The organism is Streptomyces olivaceoviridis (assembly GCF_014650115.1).
GTDB lineage: Bacteria > Actinomycetota > Actinomycetes > Streptomycetales > Streptomycetaceae > Streptomyces > Streptomyces olivaceoviridis.
Map to the genome: position 1 here is coordinate 419,799 of NZ_BMUI01000001.1, position 19,016 is coordinate 438,814.

17 protein-coding genes are annotated in these 19,016 nt (G+C 72.1%); 9 read left to right on the forward strand and 8 right to left on the reverse strand.

Annotated elements, in window-relative coordinates:
• Nucleotides 1-98 precede the first annotated feature (98 nt).
• Nucleotides 99-1,340, forward strand: coding sequence for a GNAT family N-acetyltransferase (locus tag IE273_RS01890; protein ID WP_189813342.1), 1,242 nt, complete (start codon nt 99-101; stop codon nt 1,338-1,340).
• A gap of 22 nt (nt 1,341-1,362) precedes the next feature.
• Here IE273_RS01890 and IE273_RS01895 read toward each other — a convergent pair whose 3' ends face one another.
• Both IE273_RS01895 and IE273_RS01900 read right to left on the reverse strand, forming a co-directional pair.
• Entirely contained in the window at nt 1,363-2,109 is a 747-nt protein-coding gene (locus tag IE273_RS01895) for an Fpg/Nei family DNA glycosylase (RefSeq protein WP_189813343.1), read from the reverse strand.
• A 32-nt stretch (nt 2,110-2,141) separates the two neighbouring features.
• The gene (locus IE273_RS01900; RefSeq protein WP_189813344.1) at nt 2,142-2,630 is read right to left on the reverse strand and encodes a ribose-5-phosphate isomerase; all 489 of its coding nucleotides are present in this window, start codon (nt 2,628-2,630) and stop codon (nt 2,142-2,144) included.
• Between the two features lie 214 nt (nt 2,631-2,844).
• Between IE273_RS01900 and IE273_RS01905 the strand changes: the two genes are divergently transcribed.
• The 3 genes from IE273_RS01905 (at nt 2,845) to IE273_RS01915 (ending at nt 4,841) form a co-directional block, all read left to right on the forward strand.
• Complete coding sequence (locus tag IE273_RS01905; protein ID WP_189813345.1) at nt 2,845-4,263, forward strand: amino acid permease; 1,419 nt, start codon at nt 2,845-2,847, stop codon at nt 4,261-4,263.
• 65 nt (nt 4,264-4,328) lie between these two features.
• The gene (locus IE273_RS01910; RefSeq protein ID WP_308437020.1) at nt 4,329-4,529 is read left to right on the forward strand and encodes an FAD-binding protein; all 201 of its coding nucleotides are present in this window, start codon (nt 4,329-4,331) and stop codon (nt 4,527-4,529) included.
• An 81-nt stretch (nt 4,530-4,610) separates the two neighbouring features.
• Nucleotides 4,611-4,841 carry a hypothetical protein gene (locus IE273_RS01915; RefSeq protein ID WP_189813346.1) on the forward strand — a complete coding sequence of 77 codons (231 nt, stop codon included), beginning with the start codon at nt 4,611-4,613 and terminating at the stop codon, nt 4,839-4,841.
• Here the strand turns inward: IE273_RS01915 and IE273_RS01920 are convergent.
• Nucleotides 4,828-5,409 (reverse strand): biotin transporter BioY, encoded by a 582-nt coding sequence (locus IE273_RS01920; RefSeq protein ID WP_189813347.1) that lies wholly within the window; start codon nt 5,407-5,409, stop codon nt 4,828-4,830. The genes IE273_RS01915 and IE273_RS01920 overlap by 14 nt on opposite strands.
• 703 nt (nt 5,410-6,112) lie before the next feature.
• Between IE273_RS01920 and IE273_RS01925 the strand changes: the two genes are divergently transcribed.
• Both IE273_RS01925 and IE273_RS01930 read left to right on the forward strand, forming a co-directional pair.
• Entirely contained in the window at nt 6,113-7,498 is a 1,386-nt protein-coding gene (locus IE273_RS01925) for an amino acid permease (protein WP_189813348.1), read from the forward strand.
• A gap of 122 nt (nt 7,499-7,620) precedes the next feature.
• Entirely contained in the window at nt 7,621-8,268 is a 648-nt protein-coding gene (locus IE273_RS01930; RefSeq protein WP_189813349.1) for a superoxide dismutase, read from the forward strand.
• Nucleotides 8,269-8,395: 127 nt separating this feature from the next.
• On the opposite strand, the gene IE273_RS01935 is transcribed toward IE273_RS01930, so the two are convergent.
• Entirely contained in the window at nt 8,396-9,034 is a 639-nt protein-coding gene (locus tag IE273_RS01935; RefSeq protein WP_189813350.1) for a mycothiol-dependent nitroreductase Rv2466c family protein, read from the reverse strand.
• Between the two features lie 137 nt (nt 9,035-9,171).
• On the opposite strand from IE273_RS01935, the gene pepN reads away from it, so the two are divergent.
• The 3 genes from pepN (at nt 9,172) to IE273_RS01950 (ending at nt 13,986) form a co-directional block, all read left to right on the forward strand.
• The gene (gene pepN / locus IE273_RS01940; RefSeq protein ID WP_189813351.1) at nt 9,172-11,751 is read left to right on the forward strand and encodes an aminopeptidase N; all 2,580 of its coding nucleotides are present in this window, start codon (nt 9,172-9,174) and stop codon (nt 11,749-11,751) included.
• 207 nt (nt 11,752-11,958) lie between these two features.
• Nucleotides 11,959-13,068, forward strand: coding sequence for a hypothetical protein (locus IE273_RS01945; RefSeq protein WP_189813352.1), 1,110 nt, complete (start codon nt 11,959-11,961; stop codon nt 13,066-13,068).
• 108 nt (nt 13,069-13,176) lie between these two features.
• Nucleotides 13,177-13,986 (forward strand): SGNH/GDSL hydrolase family protein, encoded by an 810-nt coding sequence (locus IE273_RS01950; protein ID WP_189813353.1) that lies wholly within the window; start codon nt 13,177-13,179, stop codon nt 13,984-13,986.
• A gap of 3 nt (nt 13,987-13,989) precedes the next feature.
• Here IE273_RS01950 and IE273_RS01955 read toward each other — a convergent pair whose 3' ends face one another.
• From IE273_RS01955 to IE273_RS01970, 4 genes are all read right to left on the reverse strand, one after another.
• Complete coding sequence (locus tag IE273_RS01955) at nt 13,990-15,174, reverse strand: glycosyltransferase (RefSeq protein ID WP_189813700.1); 1,185 nt, start codon at nt 15,172-15,174, stop codon at nt 13,990-13,992.
• A gap of 141 nt (nt 15,175-15,315) precedes the next feature.
• Nucleotides 15,316-16,443 (reverse strand): serine hydrolase domain-containing protein, encoded by a 1,128-nt coding sequence (locus tag IE273_RS01960; protein WP_229887039.1) that lies wholly within the window; start codon nt 16,441-16,443, stop codon nt 15,316-15,318.
• A gap of 95 nt (nt 16,444-16,538) precedes the next feature.
• A complete protein-coding gene (locus tag IE273_RS01965; protein WP_189813354.1) occupies nt 16,539-18,287 on the reverse strand; it encodes a TIGR03767 family metallophosphoesterase in 1,749 nt (582 codons plus the stop codon).
• 199 nt (nt 18,288-18,486) lie between these two features.
• The gene (locus IE273_RS01970; protein ID WP_189813702.1) at nt 18,487-18,951 is read right to left on the reverse strand and encodes an NUDIX hydrolase; all 465 of its coding nucleotides are present in this window, start codon (nt 18,949-18,951) and stop codon (nt 18,487-18,489) included.
• Between the last annotated feature and the right edge of the window lie 65 nt (nt 18,952-19,016).

Sequence of the window (19,016 nt, forward strand, 5' to 3'; positions counted from 1 at the left end):
GTGGGATTCCACTTCGCCGCCCGTCGGCAGGTTTCCGGCGGGCCGGACCGGGGGGAAAATCACTGGCTCGCCCCGCTTCGCCCTGATAGGCATGGCGCATGGGGACTGAGAGCGGGACCGAGTTGAGGACGCTGCGCCCGGAGGAGTTCGACCGGTGGTGGGAGCACCTGGTCCGCGCGTTCGGCGGCGGACCGGCCTCCGCCGAGGAACGGGAACTGGACAAGTCGCTCACCGAGTTCGACCGTTCCCTGGCCGCCTGGGACGGGGACGCGCTCGTCGGCACGTCCGGGGCCTTCAGCTTCCGGATGACCGTGCCGGGCGGGGCGGTGGTGCCCACCGCGGGCGTGACGATGGTCAGTGTGTCCGCGACGCACCGGCGGCGCGGGGTGCTGACGTCGATGATGCGGCGGCTGCTGGACGACGCGCGCGCCAAGGGGGAGCCGCTGGCCGCGCTGTTCGCCTCCGAGCCCGCGATCTACGGCCGCTTCGGGTACGGCGCGGCGACCCTCCAGCTCATCGCCGAGATCGACACCGGCCGGGTGACCCTGGCGGTGCCCGAGGGCACCGATGAACCGCGCGTGCGCTACGCGGCGCCCGCCGATGTGCTGGCGGGGTGCGAGGCGGTGTACGCGGCCCTGGTGCCCCGGCGCCCGGGCATGCTGGCGCGGCGCCCCGGCTGGGAGCGGGCCGCGCTGCTCGACCCGGAGAGCGAGCGGGAGGGCGCGTCGGCCCTGCAATGCGTGGTCGCCGAACGGGACGGTGAGATCACCGGGTACGCGCGCTTCCGTACGAAGCTGGGCTGGGGGCGGAGCGGTCACGACGGCACGGTGACGCTGGAGGACCTGGCCGCGCTCGATCCGGCGAGCGAGGCGGCGCTGTGGCGCTTCCTGTTCGGCATCGACCTGATGACGACGCTGAAGGTGCGGGCGCGGCCGGTCGACGACGCCTGGCAGTACCTGGTCTCCGACATCCGCCGCTGCCTGCCGCAGACACGGGACGCCGGGTACGTCCGGCTGGTGGACGTGGGGGCGGCCCTGTCGGCCCGTACGTATCTGACCCCGGTCGACGTCGTGTTCGAGGTCGAGGACGCCTTCAGTCCCTGGAACGCGGGGCGTTGGCGGCTGACCGGCGACCCGAAGGGCGCGTCCTGCGAGCGGACGGCCGACGCGGCCGATCTCGCCCTGTCGGTGCGGGAGTTGGGCGCGGCGTATCTGGGCGGGGTGACCCTGCTGTCGCTGGCGGCGGCCGGACGGGTGCGGGAGCTGCGGCCGGGGGCGCTGACGGAGGCGTCGGTGGCGTTCGGCTCACCGGTGGCCCCGTGGCTGCCCCACGGCTTCTAGGCCGGCGTTTCCCGCGGGCCGGTCAGCGTTTCTGGCAGGCCGGGCACCAGAAGAGGTTGCGGGCGGCGAGGTCGGCGGTGCTGATGCCGCCGCCGCAGATGTGGCAGGGCAGGTTCGCCCGGCGGTAGACGTACACCTCGCCGCCGTGGTCGTCGACGCGGGGCGGTCGGCCCATGGCCTCGGGGGTGTGCTCCGGGCGGACGGTGTCGATCCGGTTGTTCCGGACGCCCTCCCGCATCAGCGCGGCCAGGTCGGCCCAGACCGCGTCCCACTCGGCCGGGGTGATGTCCCGGCCCGCGCGGTAGGGGTCGATGCCGTGCCGGAACAGCACCTCGGCGCGGTAGACGTTGCCGACGCCGGCCACGACCTTCTGGTCCATGAGCAGGGCGGCGATCGTCGTACGGCTGCGGGAGATCCTGCGGTAGGCCGTGCCCGGGTCGGCGTCCGCGCGCAGCGGGTCGGGGCCGAGCCGGCCGTGGACCGCCCGCTTCTCGGCGTCCGTGATCAGGGCGCAGGTGGTGGGGCCGCGCAGATCGACGTACGACGTGTCGTCGGCGAGCCGGAGCCGGACGGTGTCGGCCGGCGGGGGCGCCGGGGCGTCCCCGAAGCCGACCTTGCCGAAGAGGCCGAGGTGGATGTGGACCCAGTCGCTGTCCCGGAAGCCCAGGAAGAGGTGCTTGCCGTGGGGGCTGGTGACGCGGACGGTCCGTCCCGAGAAGCGCTCGGCGTAGTCCTGGGCCAGCCGGTGGATCGTGTGCCCCTCTGGCACGGGTCCCTGTTCCTTCCCGCCCCCTGGGGGGCTCAGTCCTGCTGCGGGTGGTGGGCCGGGATCGGCGGGAGGTCGCCCGTGGCCTCGTACGCCGACAGCATGTCGATGCGGCGGATGTGGCGCTCGTCACCGGAGAACGGGGTGTTGAGGAAGACCTCGATGAACTTGGTCGCCTCCTCCGTGCTGTGCATGCGCGCACCCACGGCCACCACGTTGGCGTTGTTGTGCTGCCGGCCGAGCGTCGCCGTCTCCTCGCTCCAGGCCAGCGCCGCGCGCACGCCCTTCACCTTGTTCGCGGCGATCTGCTCGCCGTTGCCGGAGCCGCCGATCACGATGCCGAGGGCGTCCGGGTCCGCGGCCGTCCGCGCCGCGGCACGGAGGCAGAAGGGCGGGTAGTCGTCCTGGGCGTCATAGATGTGCGGCCCGCAGTCGACGGGCTCGTGGCCGGCGGCCTTCAGCCACTCGACGAGGTGGTTCTTGAGTTCGTAGCCCGCATGGTCGGAGCCGAGATACACGCGCATGCAACGAGTGTGACACGCCCGTATCGGGGCAGCAGCCCCAGGGTGTCGGCGGGCACCCGGGGCGGTAAATGTGAGGCAGGCCATAGATCCTCAAGAGAACCTCAAATAACGATACGGATTCAGAGGTTCCCGAATTCGTTCACCTCGGATTCACTGGACCGACTCGTACACCGCTCGTGCGGGCAGCTCTACCTGGCGCAAAGGAAATCCGTCCATGACCTCTGGTTCGGGCCTCCAAGCAGGACTGAAAAACCGCCATCTTTCGATGATCGCGATCGGCGGCGTCATCGGAGCCGGCCTTTTCGTCGGTTCCAGTTCCGGTATCGCCACAGCGGGACCGGGCATCCTCCTGTCCTACGCCCTCGTCGGCACACTCGTCGTCCTCGTGATGCGCATGCTCGGCGAGATGTCCGCCGCCAACCCGACCTCCGGCTCGTTCTCGGCGCACGCCGACCGCGCGCTGGGCCGCTGGGCCGGGTTCTCCATCGGCTGGCTCTACTGGTTCTTCTGGGTCGTCGTGCTCGCCGTCGAGGCGACCGCCGGCGCCAAGATCCTCGAAGGGTGGATCCCGGCCGTCCCGCAGTGGGGCTGGGCGCTCATCGTGATGACCGTGCTGACCGCGACCAACCTGGTCTCCGTCGGCTCCTACGGCGAGTTCGAGTTCTGGTTCGCCGGGATCAAGGTCGTGGCCATCGGCGCGTTCATCGTCGTCGGCCTGCTGGCCATCTTCGGCGTCCTGCCGGGCGTGCACGCCGACCAGGCGAGCTTCGGCAACCTGACCTCGCACGGCGGATTCCTGCCGCACGGTCCGGGCTCGATCCTCACCGGCGTGCTGCTGGTCGTCTTCTCCTTCATGGGCAGCGAGATCGCCACCCTGGCGGCCGGCGAGTCCGAGGACCCGCAGCGCGCGGTCACCAAGTCCACCAACAGCATCATCTGGCGGATCGGCGTCTTCTACCTGGGCTCGATCCTGATCGTGGTCTCGCTGCTGCCGTGGGACGACGCGTCCATCGCGAAGGACGGCTCCTACGTCGCCGCGCTGAACTCGCTGGGCATCGCGCACGCCGGTCAGATCATGAACTTCATCGTGCTGACCTCGGTGCTGTCCTGTCTGAACTCCGGCCTGTACACGGCCTCGCGCATGGCCTTCTCGCTCGGCCAGCGGGGCGACGCGCCGAAGGCGTTCGCGCGGGTCAACGGGCGGGGTGTGCCGATGGCGGCGATCCTCGCGTCGGTGGTGTTCGGCTTCGTCGCCGTCTTCTTCAACTACCTGTCCCCGGACAAGATCTTCCTCTTCCTCGTCAACTCCTCCGGCGCGGTGGCCCTGTTCGTGTGGCTGGTCATCTGCTTCTCGCAGCTGCGGATGCGGAAGATCATCCAGCGCGAGGCGCCGGAGAAGCTCGTCGTGCGGATGTGGCTGTACCCGTACCTGACCTGGGCGACGGCCGCGCTGATCGTGTTCGTCCTCGGCTACATGCTGACCGACACGGAGCACGACGGCCGCGAGACGGTGCTGCTGTCGCTGCTGGTCGCGGCGATCGTGCTGGTGATCGCCGTGGTGAAGGAGCGGATCCGGGCCGGCCGCCCGGCCCCCGCGACCGAGGCCCCGGCCGACAAGGTGTCCATCGGCTGATCCGGCCCGGCACGGCCGCACGACCTGGCCGCATGACCTGACGGGAACTGTCAGGTCATGCGGCCATGCCGCGTTCCATGACGCACGGGCTGCCCGGCGGCTACGAGGGCGGGCCACTGGTGACGACGAAGCGGCTGGACGGGATCACCATCGAACCCGGGACGCGCACGGTCCGGGTTCGGGCCGGGGTGCGCTGGGGGCAGGCGGTCCAGGCGGCCGAGCCGTACGGGCCGGCGCCGCGAAGGGGGGCACCTCCCACGCGTTGAGCGGTGGGGGAGGCTCCGCGCCGGGCGTGGGAGCCGTGTCGTAGACCCCGGGCGGCGGGCTCGGCATCCTGGCGGTTCCTGGTGCGGGTGCTGGCTGCCGGGGACCGGGAGCGGGCGCGGACCGTGCCGGACCCGGCGTTCGCGCCGCCGGCCGACGACACGCTCGGCCCGTCGCTCGACTTCGCCTTCGGCGCGGGCGGCCGGGGTGCGGGGCTGTACGACGCCGGAACGCGGAAGAGGTTCGCCGGGGTGAAGGAGACCTTCGCCCCGGCGAACCTCTTCCGCGGGAACTACGGCGTCAGCGCTTGTTGACCAGCTTCCAGGCGGTGGGCAGCACGCCCATCGCCAGGGCGGCCTTGAGGGCGTCACCGATCAGGAACGGGGTGAGGCCGGCCGCGACGGCCTGGGAGGCGGACAGGTGGGCGGCCAGGGCCAGGTAGGGGACGCCGACCGCGTAGACGACGGCCTCGCCGAGGATCATCGTGCCGGCCATGCGCAGCGGGGAGCGGTCGGCGCCGCGCCGGGCCAGGGCGCCGACGAGGGCGGAGGCGAGCAGCATGCCGAGGACGTAGCCGAAGGAGACCATGCCCGCGCCGGAGGCGCCCTGCGCGAACCACGGCACGCCCGCCACACCGGCGACCGCGTACAGCGCGAGGGAGAGGAAGCCGCGGCGGGCGCCGAGCGTGGTGCCGACGAGCAGCGCGGCGAAGGTCTGGCCGGTCACCGGCACCGGGGAACCGGGCACCGGCACGGAGAGCTGGGCCGCGAGACCGGTGAGCACCGCGCCGCCGACGACGAGGGCGACGTCACGGACGCGGGACGCGGGCAGCAGGTCGGCGAGGACGGCGCCGGGGCGGGCGGTGGCGGTGGCGGTGCTCATGGGGACTCCGCGGGTGACGGGGACATGCTGGGACAGGGTGACGCTATCCGAGCCGCCCGCGGCCGATCACCGTCAGTGCCCGACAAAGGGCGGAACGAGAGCTTCGTGGGCTCCGGACAAAGAGTGCCGGTTACACCGGCGGAGGGGTGACCCTGATCACTGAGGCAGGGACGTTTCGCTCACGTGAAGCGGATGCGGACGGAACTGTGCGGTCTCACCAAACGAACCCTGCTCACCTGGTCGGATTCCTTCCCGCCCCCGGCGTCGGTGACCGAGCACTGTGCCCGGCGCGCCGAGCGGGGCCCGATCCGGGAGTCGGCCGCGCCCCGCGGCACGAACGGACCGGCCCGGCCTGGGTCAGGGCGGGAGCCGCCGAAGACCCCGCGGGTCTGCTCGCCGGGGTGCCGGGCCGGCGCGGGAACCGCTCGACGTCCGCACCTGCCCGCCGGTCCAGGCCCGAGCCGCTGCCCGTGGGTGGGCGGGTGCCGCAAGCTCCTGAACCTGCTCCAGGCGTACCGAGGGCAAGGAGAGCCCCACTCGATCGAGGGCGACGCGTCGCACTCCCGCCCATGGTCGTGTAACCGTGGGTTCACCCTGCGTACCCCGGGCGTCCGGATGATGGGCGGGCCTGTCGTGCGCGTGGGCGGGCCGCCCAGACTGGCGGGGTTTTTGCCCGCTCATCGCACTGGGAGAGCCGCCCCCCATGCCCAGCAGCACGACCACTCAGACGCCGCCGCAGCAGCGGGCGGACGCCTCCCTCTCCCATGGCCTCAAGCAGCGCCATCTGTCGATGATCGCCCTGGGCGGGGTGATCGGCGCGGGCCTCTTCGTCGGCTCCGGCGCGGGCATCGCCGCCGCCGGCCCGTCCATCGTGATCGCCTACACCCTCTCCGGCGTGCTGGTGATGCTGGTGATGCGGATGCTCGGCGAGATGTCGGCCGCCTACCCCTCCTCGGGCTCCTTCTCGGCGCACGCCGAGCGGGCGATCGGCCCCTGGGCGGGCTTCGCCGCGGGCTGGTCCTTCTGGGTCCTGCTCTGCACGGCGGTGGGCCTGGAGGGCATCGGCGCCGCGAAGATCGTCCAGGGCTGGCTGCCGGGCACCCCGCAGTGGATGTGGGTCGCGCTGTTCATGGTCGTCTTCTGCGGGGCGAACCTGGCCGCCGTGAAGAACTTCGGCGAGTTCGAGTTCTGGTTCGCCGCGCTGAAGGTGGGCGCGATCAGCCTGTTCCTGATCCTGGGCGGGCTGGCCATCGCGGGCGTGCTGCCCGGCACCGACTCCCCCGGCACGTCGAACCTGACCGACTTCCTGCCGCACGGCAGCGAGGGCCTGCTGGTCGGCCTGCTCGCCTCGGTCTTCGCGTACGGCGGTCTGGAGACGGTCACCATCGCGGCGGCCGAGTCGGAGGACCCGGTGCGCGGTGTCGCATCCGCCGTCCGCACGGCGATGTGGCGGATCGCCCTGTTCTACATCGGCTCGATGGCGGTCGTCGTCACCCTCGTCCCCTGGAGCTCCGCGGAGGTCGTGGCGAAGGGCCCGTACGTCGCCACCCTCGACCACCTGGGCATCCCCGGCGCGGGCCAGCTGATGAACGTGGTCGTCCTGGTCGCCCTGCTGTCCGCGATGAACGCCAACATCTACGGCTCCTCGCGCATCGCCTACTCCCTGGTAGAGCGCGGCCAGGGCCCGAGGGCGCTGGCCAGGCTGTCCGGCGGGGTCCCGCGCGCCGCGGTCCTCACCTCCTGCTTCTTCGGCTTCGTGTGCGTGCTGCTCAGCTACTGGCGCCCGGACGACGTCTTCCCCTGGCTGCTGAACATGATCGGCGCGGTCATCCTGGTCGTCTGGATCTTCATCGCGGTCTCCCAGCTGCTGCTCCGCCGCCGCATCGAGCGCGAGACCCCCGAGAAGCTGGTCGTGCGCATGTGGGGCTTCCCCTGGCTGACCTGGGTCGCCCTGGCCGGCATGGCCGCGATCTTCGTCCTGATGGCCCGCGAGCCGGACACCCGCGTCCAGCTCTACTCGACGGGCGGGATGACGCTGGCCCTGGCGGCGGTGGGGTACGTCTGGCAGCGGGCGCGGGCCGGGCGCTGACCGCCGTACCCCGGACGAGGCCCCCACGTGCGACACGTGGGGGCCTTTCTGTTGCCCCGAGGTTGTTGTTGCTAGCGTGTAGTTGCAAGATACTTGCAATAAGGTTCCGGAGGGGATCACCCATGCCCGTCTACACGCTGCCCGACCTGCCCTACGACTACGCGGCGCTCGCGCCCGTGATCAGCCCCGAGATCATCGAGCTGCACCACGACAAGCACCACGCGGCCTATGTGAAGGGCGCGAACGACACGCTGGAGCAGCTCGCCGAGGCGCGGGACAAGGAGTCGTGGGGCTCGATCAACGGCCTGGAGAAGAACCTGGCGTTCCACCTGTCCGGGCACATCCTGCACTCGATCTACTGGCAGAACATGACGGGCCCGAAGGACGGCGGCGGCGAGCCGCTGGCCGCCGACGGCGTGGGCGGGCTGGCCGAGGCGATCAAGGAGTCCTTCGGCTCCTTCGCCGCCTTCAAGACGCAGCTGTCCAAGGCCGCCGCGACCACCCAGGGCTCCGGCTGGGGCGTCCTCGCCCACGAGCCGCTGAGCGGGCGGCTGGTCGTGGAGCAGGTCTACGACCACCAGGGCAACGTCGGCCAGGGCTCCACCCCGATCCTGGTCTTCGACGCCTGGGAGCACGCCTTCTACCTCCAGTACCGCAACCAGAAGGTCGACTTCGTCGAGGCCATGTGGCGGGTCGTCAACTGGCAGGACGTGGCGAAGCGGTACGAGGCGGCGAAGGCCCGCGCGAACGTGCTGCTCCTGGCCCCCTGAGAACGTCCTGCCTCGTGATCGTCTTCTCACCCTTCACGACGGCGGGCGGATGAGAGAAGACCCCCGTGAGGACGTGACTCACGGGGGTCTTCCCTTGCGCGGCGCCGGGGGTTAGCGGCGCCGAGGGTTACAGGTTGCTGAAGTCCGGGCCCTGGGTGCGGGTCCGCTTGATCTCGTAGAAGCCCGGTACCGAGGCCACGGCGATCGTGCCGTCCCACAGGCGGGCCGCCTCCTCGCCCTTCGGGGCGGGGGTGACGACCGGGCCGAAGAAGGCGATCTGCTCGCCGTCGGGGCCGGGCACCGCGATGACCGGGGTGCCGACGTCCTGGCCGACCTTCTCGATGCCCTCCTTGTGGGAGGCGCGCAGCTCGGGCTCGTACGGGGTGGAGTCCCAGTGGTCCATGAGGGACTCGGGCAGCCCCACGTCCTTCAGGGCGGCGGCCACGGCCGGCTTCTCCGGGCCCTCGCCCTGGTTGTGGATGCGGGTGCCGAGCGCGGTGTAGAGGTCGCCGAGCACCTCGGCGCCGTGCTCCTGCTGGGCCGCGATGACGACGCGGACCGGCCCCCACGCCTTGGTCGCGAGCATCTCGCGGTACTCATCGGGCAGCTCGTCGAGCCTGTTCTCGTTGAGCACGGCGAGACTCATCACATGCCAGCGGACCTCGATGTCCCGGACCTTCTCCACCTCCAGCACCCAGCGGGAGGTCATCCAGGCCCAGGGGCACAGCGGGTCGAACCAGAAGTCGACGGGGGTCTTCTCCGACATGTCTCTCCTCGTGGGGAACCCTTTCTGAGGGAAACGCCGCCGCCGGCCGCGCCATTCCCCGTCACCCCTGTCAGGAGCACATGGCAGGATCGGTGCTGTTCAGCCGCCATCCACGCGATCACGAGGGAGTGCCGTCCGTGCCCGGTGAGAATCTGTCCCGCGACGAGGCCCGGGAGCGGGCCGCACTGCTGTCCGTCGACGGCTACGAGGTGTCCCTGGACCTGCGGTCCGCCGTCGGCGACGCGGGCGGCGAGCCGCGCACGTTCCGCTCGGTGACCACCATCCGCTTCCGCTGCAACGAGCCGGGCGCCTCCAGCTTCGCCGATCTGGTCGCGCCGAGCGTGACGTCCGTGTCGCTCAACGGGCGGGACCTGGACCCGGGCGAGGTGTTCGACGGCTCCCGGATCCTGCTGGAGGACCTGGCCGCGGAGAACGAGCTGGTGGTGTACGCCCAGTGCGCCTACTCCCGCACCGGCGAGGGCCTGCACCGCTTCGTCGACCCGGAGGACGGCGAGGTCTACCTGTACACGCAGTACGAGCCGGCCGACGCCCGCCGCGTGTTCGCCAACTTCGAGCAGCCGGACCTGAAGGCGCCGTACCGCTTCGAGGTGCGGGCGCCGGAGGGCTGGACGGTGTGGAGCAACGGCGTCGGCGAACTCGCCGACGGGGTCTGGCGGTTCGCGGAGACGAAGCCGATCTCGACGTACATCACGTGCGTGGTGGCGGGCCCGTACCACTATGTGACGGACACCTACACCCGGACCTTCGAGGACGGCACGAAGCTGGAGATCCCGCTCGGCGCGATGTGCCGCAAGGGTCTCGCGCCGCACTTCGACGCGGACGACGTGTTCCTGGTGACCAAGCAGGGCCTGGACTTCTTCCACGACCACTTCGACTACCCGTACCCGTTCGGGAAGTACGACCAGGCGTTCGTGCCGGAGTACAACCTGGGCGCGATGGAGAACCCGGGCCTGGTGACCTTCCGCGAGGAGTACATCTTCCGCGGGAAGGTGACGCAGGCGTCGTACGAGGCGCGGGCCAACGTCATCCTGCACGAGATGGCGCACATGTGGTTCGGCGACCTGGTCACCATGGAGTGGTGGGACGACCTGTGGCTCAAGGAGTCCTTCGCGGACTTCATGGGCACCTTCGCGAACGTGGGCGCGACCCGCTTCCAGGACGCGTGGATCACCTTCGCCAACCGCCGCAAAGCCTGGGCGTACCGCGCGGACCAGCTGCCGTCCACGCATCCGATCACGGCGGACATCCGTGACCTGGAGGACGCCAAGCTGAACTTCGACGGCATCACCTACGCCAAGGGCGCCTCGGTGCTGAAGCAGCTGGTGGCCTACGTCGGCCAGGACGCGTTCCTGGAGGGCTCCCGGCGGTACTTCAAGCGCAACGCGTACGGCAACACGCGCCTCGGCGACCTGCTGTCGGTGCTGGCGGAGACCAGCGGCCGGGACATGACGGCGTGGGCGGCGTCGTGGCTCCAGACGGCCGGGGTGAACTCGCTGACCCCGCAGGTGCTGCTGGACACCGAGGGCGGCCGGATCGCCGAGCTGGCGATCCTCCAGGAGGCCCCGGAGTCGCACCCGGAGCTGCGCCCGCACCGGATCGCGGTGGGCCTGTACCGGCGTACGCCCGAGGGCGCGGTGGAGCGGTACGCGCGCGTGGAGACGGACGTGCACGAGCCGCGCACGGTCGTGGCGGAGCTGGCGGGCGCCGAGGCACCGGAGCTGGTGCTGGTCAACGACGACGACCTGACCTACTGCAAGGTCCGGTTCGACGAGACCTCGCTGGTCACGCTGCGGACGCACCTGGGCGCGCTCACCGATCCGCTGGCCCGCGCGCTGTGCTGGTCGGCGCTGTGGAACATGACCCGGGACGCGCTGCTGCCGGCGCGGGACTTCGTCGATCTGGTGCTGCGCTTCGCGGGCCGCGAGTCGGACATCGGGGTGCTCCAGATGCTGCACGCCTGGGCGAACTCGGCGCTGGCGCACTACGCGGCGCCGGACTGGCGGGAGACCGGCGGGGAGCTGCTGGCCGAGGGGGCGCTGCGGGAGCTGCGGGAGGCGGAGCCGGGCAGCGAGCACCAGCTCGCGTGGGCGCGCTTCTTCGCGTCCGTGGTGACCGCCGAGCCGGACCTGAAGCTGCTGACGGACCTGCTGGACGGCACGGTCGAGATCGACGGGCTTGAGGTGGACCAGGAGCTGCGCTGGGCGTTCCTGGAGCCGCTGGCCGCGCACGGGGCGGCGGACGAGTCGGTGCTGGCGGCGGAGCTGGTCCGGGACGACACGGCGTCCGGCAAGCGGCACCAGGTGCGCTGCCTGGCCGCGCGGCCGTCGGCGCCGGTCAAGGCGCAGGCGTGGGCGCAGGTGGTGGAGTCCGACGCGCTGTCGAACGCACTGGTGGAGGCGACGATCTCGGGCTTCCAGCAGCCGTCGCAGCGGGAGCTGACCGCGCCGTACGCGCAGCTGTACTTCGCGGCGATCGAGCGGGTGTGGCGCGAGCGGTCGATCCAGATCGGCATGGACGTGGTGCGGGGTCTGTTCCCGGCGTACCAGGACCGGCCGGAGACGCTGGACGCGACGGACGCGTGGCTGGAGGCGCACCGGGACGCGGCGCCGGCGCTGCGCCGGCTGGTGCTGGAGGCGCGGGACGACCTGGCGCGGGCGCTGCGCGCGCAGGAGTGCGACGCGGCGGCCGGCCGATGAGCTTTGGCCTGAGCTTGCCCGGCCGGTGACCGTTACGAAATTCGGGCAAACATAGCCGTAACCCCTGGTCCGCACCCGATCGGACCAGGGGTTTTGCTTTCCTACTCGGCATCCGAACACCTGACCTTTAGTCCCGCCTTGTCCGCATTTCTCGACGGGCGTGTAACAGCGGTTACGGTCCGGACCGGGCGCGGGAATCCCGAGGCCATGACCCACAACATCCCGCTCTCCCCCCGCCCCCTCCGCCACCTCGCCGACGTCCACCGCCGCGTCCTGACGGCCGCCCAGCTGCGCGCCCACGGCGTGACGCCGGCCGAGCTGACCGAGCGGTGCCGGCCCGACGGCCCCTGGCGGGAACTGCTCCCGCACGTGATCCTGCTGCACTCCGGCCCGCCCACCGGCGAGGAGCGGCTGCACGGGGCCCTGCTGTACGCGGCCCGCGCGACGGAGCCGGGCGTCCCGGTCCAGCCGACGGCCGGGAGCCCGCACCGGCCGCTGTACCAGGAGGCGGTGCTCACCGGACTGGCGGCGCTGGCCCTGCACGGCTTCTCGTCCACCCCGCCGCCGACCGCCCTGGACCACGTGGACGTCCTGGTCCCGCGCCGGCGCCGGCTGCGCTCCACCCGCTACGTCCGCGTCCTGCGCACCTGCGACCTGCCCGTCCCGCAGACGGTGACCGGGCTGCCGGTGGCGCCGGTGCCCCGGGCGCTGGCGGACGCGGTGGCGGAGCTGAGGGACGCGGAGGCGGTACGGCGGCTGCTGACCGAGGCGGTGCGCGGCGGCCACTGCGAACCGGCGGCGGTCGTCCGGGAGCTGACCCTCGCCAAGCTGCTGACCCGCCCGCACGTGGTGGACGCCGTGGACGCGCTGCTCGCGGAGGGCCGCTCGATCGCCGAGGACCGCCTGTACCGGATGGTCCGCGAGTACGGCCTGCCCGACCCGGTCTGGAACGTCGACCTGCGCCTGCCCGGCGGCCCGCACCTGGGCGGCCTGGACGCCTACTGGCCGGACCAGGCGGTCGCCGTCGAACTGGACACGCGCGCGCCCCGGCGAGGCCACCGGCAGGACCAGGGACAAGGCCAGGGCCAGGGCCAGGGCCAGGGCCAGGGGCAGGGGCAGGGGCAGGACGACGACGCGCTGTGGTCCGAGTACGCCCGCAAGCGCGAGCTCCTGGAACGACTCGGCATCACGGTCGTGTACATCACGCCCAGGAAGCTGCGGGACTCCACGGAGCAGCAGGCCGCCGTGGTGCGGACCGCGCTGATGGCGTCCGGGGACCGCGACCCGGCGGCGTACGTCGTGGTGCTGCCCCGCTAGCGACGGTCCGCCCGCTCCTCCAGTTTTCCTGCGCCGACCGGGTGAGCGGTCACCGGAACGGACGCGCAGGGCGGGCGGGGCGGGGGCGGGCCACGGTAGAGGAGAGTCATGAGACACCCCCGAATAGCGGCAGGCGCGTGCTCCCTCCTCCTCGCGGCCGCGTGCGCGTTCGCCGATCCGGCGACGGCGCAAGTGGCGCCCCGCACCACGGCCGGCGGCTACGTGGCCCTCGGCGACTCCTACTCCTCCGGTGCCGGAGCCGGTGACTACCTGGACTCCGGCAAGGAGTGCAAGCGCAGCAACCGGGCCTTCCCCGTGCTGTGGGCCGAGGCCCACGCGCCGGCGTCCTTCACCTTCGCCGCGTGCAACGGCGCCGGCGCCGACGACGTCCTGGCCGACCAGCTCGGCCACCTCAGCCCGCGCACCGGGCTGGTCACGCTCACCGTCGGCGGCAGCGACTCGGGCTTCGTCTCCGTCATCGCGAACTGCGCGCTGGGCGGCGCCAAGGGGTGCCTGTCCGCCGTCTCCCGGGCCCGCACCACGATGGACGGGTCCCTCTCGGGCAGCCTCGACCGGCTCTACTCGGCCATCCGGGACCGGGCCCCCGCCGCCCGCGTCGTGGTCCTCGGCTACCCGCACCTGTACCACCTCCAGGGCGCCTGCGCGCTGGGCCTCCCGGACAGCGAACGCGCCACGCTGAACGACGCCGTGGACCACCTCAACGCCGTGATCGCCCGGCGCGCCACCGCCCACGGGTTCACCTTCGCCGACGTCACCGCCGCCTTCGCCGGGCACGAGATCTGCTCGTCCCGGCCCTGGCTGCGCGGTGTCGACGTGCTGGCGATCACCGAGTCGTACCACCCGACGGCACCGGGGCAGTCCCTCGGCTACCTCCCGGTGCTCACCCGGGTGTCGTGACCGCTACAGCGGCTCGGGCAGGCGCGAGGCCTCGGTGTGCACGCCGTCGAGCAGGGCGGCGTACGCCGCGATCATGCGCGTACGGCTGAAGCGTTCGCGGCTCGCCGCCAGCGCCGGGGCCAGTACGGCGCGGTCGGCGACCGCCGCCGACCAGGCCAGGGCGATGGCCTCGGGGTCCTGCGGGGTCACGAACCCGTGGCCCCGGACGATCCGCGCGCTGTCGCCCACGTCCGTCGTCACCGGGACCGCGCCGCACATCATGCCCTCGATCAGGCACAGCGGCGCCGCCTCCCCGGAGGCGGAGGTGAGGGCGACGACGTCGGCGGCGGCGTACACGGTCTCCATGTCATGGCGTACGCCGAGCAGGCGCACCCGCTCCGCGAGGTGCCGGTCGGCGCCGAACGCGATCTCGATGTCGGCCCACAGCGCCGGGTTGGCGCCGTTCATGCCCGCGCCGCACATCAGCACGTGCCCCTCGGGCTCGCGGGCGAGCCAGGCGCGGGCGGCGCGCAGGAAGAGCGGGACGTTCTTCATCGCGGCGTAGCGGGCCGCGAAGACGGTCACCGGTGCGGGGGCCGGGATGCCCAGCGAGGCGCGCAACGCCGCGCGGGCCGCCGGGTCCGGACGGAAGCGGAGCAGGTCCACCCCGTTGGGGATGACGTGCAGCAGCTCGCGCGGGACGCCGGCCGCCGCGTAGGCGTCCCGCGTGGACTCGGCGCAGCACACGCAGGCCACCACGGTGCCGTCGGCGATGGCGGCCTTCAGCTCGGCCAGCGCCGGGCCCTGGTTCTCCGGGTCGGAGCGGTGCAGGCAGACCACCACCGGGCGGCGGGGCAGCCCGGCCTGGTCGATCAGTGCCAGCGGCTGCTCCTTCAGCGACAGGATCACGTCCGCCGCGGCCATGGACCGCGCGGTTTCGGCCAGCTCGGGCCCGCTGAAAACGTTCGCCGCGACCGTGCCGTCCACCAGCCCCGCGGTGCGGCCGAGCGAGGTGACGCCGACCCCGCCGGCGGTCAGCGCCCGGTAGCAGGCGTCGTCCTCCATGCGCTGCCGGGTGGCCTCGCGGTGGACCTCGCCGTGGATGCTGAGTACCTGGTGGGACTGGCCGCCCTCGGCCAGTCCCAGAACGACGTCGGAGTGCACGATCCGGGCCCCTCCGGAGAAGAAACCCTCGTAGACCGACAGCACACGCAGTCCGTGCCTCGCGCGCACACGACCACCCGCCTCGCACAAAAATCGAGCCATCCCCGTGAACAGCGGGTTAGCCGATATGAGGCGGTACGGACATTGCGCGCGAATGAACGCGGGACTACGCGGACGAAACGTTGGCTAACAGAATTCCTTCTCCAGCACGTCCCTCGTGTCCCCGGCCCAGTCCCCGTTGAGGTTGACCGCCACGGAGTGCCGGCCGTCCGCCGTCGATGCCGCCTCGGACACCGAGCCGTGGATGCCGCCGTCGTGTCCCCAGACGCGCACGCCGCAGGTCAGCCGGGTGTTCATGAGGCCGAGCCCGTACCGGATCCGAGGGGCGTCGGCCTCGGTGGCCACCGTGGTCTTCATCTCCTTCAGCTGCCGGGCCGGGAGCAGCTCGCCACCGAGCAGGGCGCCGTAGAAGCGGGACAGGTCGGCGGAGTCCGAGATCATCTCTCCGGCGGAGGAGGCGATGGACGGGTTGAGCTCCGTGACGTCGTACGCCGGGCCGCCGGGGACCGCGAACGTCGAGTACGCCCTGCTGCTCGGCCGCGGCAGGGTGACCCGGGTGCCGGGCACGGAGGTCGCCCTCAGGCGCAGCGGGGCGATGATCCGGCGGTTGATCTCGGTGGCGTACGGCCGGCCCGTGACCTTCTCGATCACCATCCCGGCGACGACGTAGTTGGTGTTGGAGTACCGCCAGGAGGTGCCCGGCGCGAAGTCCGGCGCGTGCCGCATGGCGAGGTCCACCAGGTCCCGCGGGGTGAGGGTGTCGAAGCGGTGCCGGAAGAAACCGTCCTGGGTGAAGTAGGCGCTGCGGAAGCCGGGGTCGGCGAGGTAGTCGTGGATGCCGCTGGTGTGGTTCAGCAGTTGCCGGACGGTGATCCGGCGGCCGTCGTGGCCGTGGCCGCGGACCACGCCCGGCAGCCACCGCTCCACCGGGTCGTCGAGCGAGACCCGGCCCTCCGCCTCCAGCTGGAGCAGGACGGTGGCGACGAAGGTCTTGGTGATGCTGGCGACGCGGAAGCGGTCGGCGGGCGAGCGCGGCTCGCCCGTGCGGGTGTCGCCCACGCCGGCGGTGGCGGACCAGACGCCGTGGCCGTCGCGCGCGGTGACGGTCGCGCCGGGGGCACCGGCCTCGACCGCCGCCTCGACGGCCTCGCGGGTGCGCTCGTGGGGTGCGGGACCGGCCGCGACGGCCGGCCCCGCGAGGGCTGCGGCAAGGAGCAGGGCGGTGCCGCCCACCAGAGCTGTGCGTGCGCGCATGTCTTCCCCAACCTGTGGTGTGCCGGTGCGGTCGGGGGAAGGGACCCGGGAGCGTTGTGCGAAGGTTGCCCGGGTGTACTCCGGTTGAGTGAATATCAGCCCTTCTTCAGCACCAGCTCGGTGTTCCTGTCGGCCGCCTTGCCCGCGAAGGTCTTGCCGGCGCCGGGCGCGTTGAAGGACAGCTCGCGGTAGAGGGCGGCGAGGCCGGTCTGCGAGAGGTCCGCGAAGTCGGTGCGGTGCGGGGCCGCGGACTCGATGAGGGTGGTGAAGACGGAGAGCGTGCCGTCCTTGTTGTCGACCAGCTCGACGATGCGGGCGAGCTGGGGGTAGTCGATGTGCGAGGCGGTGGAGACCTCCCAGAAGGAGCGCCCGCCGGAGGCCGCGTGCGGGGTGATGATGTTCTTGTGGACGTGGCCGTTCACCCAGGCGAGCACATTGCGGTGCCGGGAGAGGAGGGCCACCAGTTCCTCGCCGGTGTGCCGGCGCTCGCCGGGGCGGGCCGGGTCGGGGCGGGTGTTGGTCATGGTCTTGCTGGTGTGGTGGCTGAAGACGACGGCGTAGGAGTCCTTGTGGTCCGTCAGGGTCTTGTCCAGCCACTTCAGCTGGGCGGTGCCGAGGGAGCCCTCGAAGTGGCCGCCGGCGTCGTTGGTGTCGAGGCTGATCCCGATGACGTCGTCGGAGACCCGGAAGGAGTAGTACTGGGTCCCGGCGTCGAGGTTCGCGGAGGAGTAGCCGTGCCCGACCGGGCCGACGCCCTGGTGGGCGGGGTCGAGGTGGGCCTTGAGGTAGTCGGCGGGCGTGTACGGTGCCCGCTTCTCGTCGGGGGTGACGGCACGCATGGCACGCGCGTGCGCCTTGAGGAAGTCCCGGTAGCCGGCGCCCCGCGGGTCCCGGGCGTTCTTGTTGGTGTCCCGGAACTTCTCCGCCTCTGCGGCGGCCACGGTCATCAGCTTCCTGCCGCCGATGGCGGCCTCGGCCAGGTAGGGGTCGCCGTGGGAGCCGTAGACGCCGAGCTGGAGCATGTCGTGGTTGCCGACGGTGGAGTACCAGGGCAGCTTGAGGCCGGGGCTGCGCACCTCGCGGATCGCGGCGGCCAGGAAGCCCTCCAGGTGCGGGAAGCCGAGCGCCTTGTCGTGGTCGCGCAGGACGGCGTCGGGCTGCCAGTACAGCTTCAGACCGCTGTTCTGCACGCCTTCGTAGTGCGCCGGGTCGCCGGAGTTCGGGGTGAAGCGGCCACCGCTCATCACCTTCATGTACCACTCCAGCTCGCACCGCGCGTTGTTGTCGGTGTTGTCGCCGGTGGTCATGACGAAGTGGAGCGGAGCGCCGGTGACGGGCCCGCCGCGCAGCGCGTTGACCCGTTCGACGAAGGCGATGGCACCCTGCACGGTCAGCGCCTCCTGCGGGCGCCAGGCGTGCGGGTCGGCGGCGCGCACGAACTCGGCGCGCAGGGGGTGCTGCACATCCGTCAGGTGCATGTCAGTGAATTGCACGAACGCGGCGAGGGTCTTGCGGCGGCTCGCGCGGCCGGCCTTGGGCGTGGCCAGCTCGCCGCGCACGACCCGCTTCCAGCCGGGACCGTCGCCGAGGCGGCGGTAGCCGGAGCTGTTGCGGGGGGCGGCGACGGAGGCGAGTGTCGTGCCCTTGGTGTAGGGGGCGAGCGGGGCGGCGGCGGCCCGCCCGCTGTGGGCGACGGGCTCCTCGGCGGCGGTGACGGCCTCGCCGTCGGCCGGGCGCAGGGCGTAGCCGACACCCGCGGAGAGCGAGACCGCTCCGGCGGCGGCGAGGACGGTACGGCGGTTGACCCCCGGGACGGAGGTGGCGACAGAGCGTATGCGCGACATGCGCGGTCTCCCCGAGTGCGAACGCGTCGGCAGTGGTCGCGGGCCGTCACGGACGCGAACGCCCCGCTCACTGTGGATCGTTGGCACCGGGGATGACCTGCGCGTGAACGCGGCGGCAACGCGCGGCGCCAATCACCGTACGTGGATCACGGGTCACCGGGCGCGGTCATGGAGCGGATCACCGGTCGACCGGCACCGGTCACTCCTCGTTCAACTGCCGGGGCAGGGGAAGGCCCTCCAGGTGTCCGTGCGGCGGCTGTTCGCGCCACAGCCGCAGCGCGGTGTCGACCAGCCGCACCCGGGTCAGCCCGGGTACGGCGTCGAGGTCCTGCCAGGCGGCGAGGTCGGTGGAACCGCCCACCTCGTAACGGAGTTCGCCGCCGACGACCTCACCCGTGTAGAGGATGCGCACCCCGTGGTGGTCGGTGCGGCGGCGCGGGCGCCCGCTGGGGAAGACATGGCGGGAGGAGTCGATGCCGAGGAGGCCGGTCACCTCGATGCGGTAGCCGGTCTCCTCGCCGACCTCACGGCGGACGGTGTCGTACGGGTCCTCGCCGTGCTCCATGCCGCCGCCGGGCAGCACCCACTCGGGCGTGCCGTCCGCTGCCGGCGAGCGGGCGAGCAGAAGCTGTCCGTCGCGGACGCACACGGCGTAGGCCGCCACCCTCAATTTCCGTCGCATGGACGGACGTTAGCGCGCGGTGCCCCGGGCCGGCGGGCGAATATCCC

Coding starts and splice junctions, on each gene's coding strand:
- IE273_RS01890 (WP_189813342.1), top strand. CDS start 99: ATGGGGACTGAGAGCGGGACCGAGTTGAGGACGCTGCGCCCGGAGGAG.
- IE273_RS01900 (WP_189813344.1), bottom strand. CDS start 2,630: ATGCGCGTGTATCTCGGCTCCGACCATGCGGGCTACGAACTCAAGAAC.
- IE273_RS01905 (WP_189813345.1), top strand. CDS start 2,845: ATGACCTCTGGTTCGGGCCTCCAAGCAGGACTGAAAAACCGCCATCTT.
- IE273_RS01910 (WP_308437020.1), top strand. CDS start 4,329: ATGCCGCGTTCCATGACGCACGGGCTGCCCGGCGGCTACGAGGGCGGG.
- IE273_RS01920 (WP_189813347.1), bottom strand. CDS start 5,409: ATGAGCACCGCCACCGCCACCGCCCGCCCCGGCGCCGTCCTCGCCGAC.
- IE273_RS01925 (WP_189813348.1), top strand. CDS start 6,113: ATGCCCAGCAGCACGACCACTCAGACGCCGCCGCAGCAGCGGGCGGAC.
- IE273_RS01930 (WP_189813349.1), top strand. CDS start 7,621: ATGCCCGTCTACACGCTGCCCGACCTGCCCTACGACTACGCGGCGCTC.
- IE273_RS01935 (WP_189813350.1), bottom strand. CDS start 9,034: ATGTCGGAGAAGACCCCCGTCGACTTCTGGTTCGACCCGCTGTGCCCC.
- IE273_RS01945 (WP_189813352.1), top strand. CDS start 11,959: ATGACCCACAACATCCCGCTCTCCCCCCGCCCCCTCCGCCACCTCGCC.
- IE273_RS01950 (WP_189813353.1), top strand. CDS start 13,177: ATGAGACACCCCCGAATAGCGGCAGGCGCGTGCTCCCTCCTCCTCGCG.
- IE273_RS01960 (WP_229887039.1), bottom strand. CDS start 16,443: ATGCGCGCACGCACAGCTCTGGTGGGCGGCACCGCCCTGCTCCTTGCC.
- IE273_RS01965 (WP_189813354.1), bottom strand. CDS start 18,287: ATGTCGCGCATACGCTCTGTCGCCACCTCCGTCCCGGGGGTCAACCGC.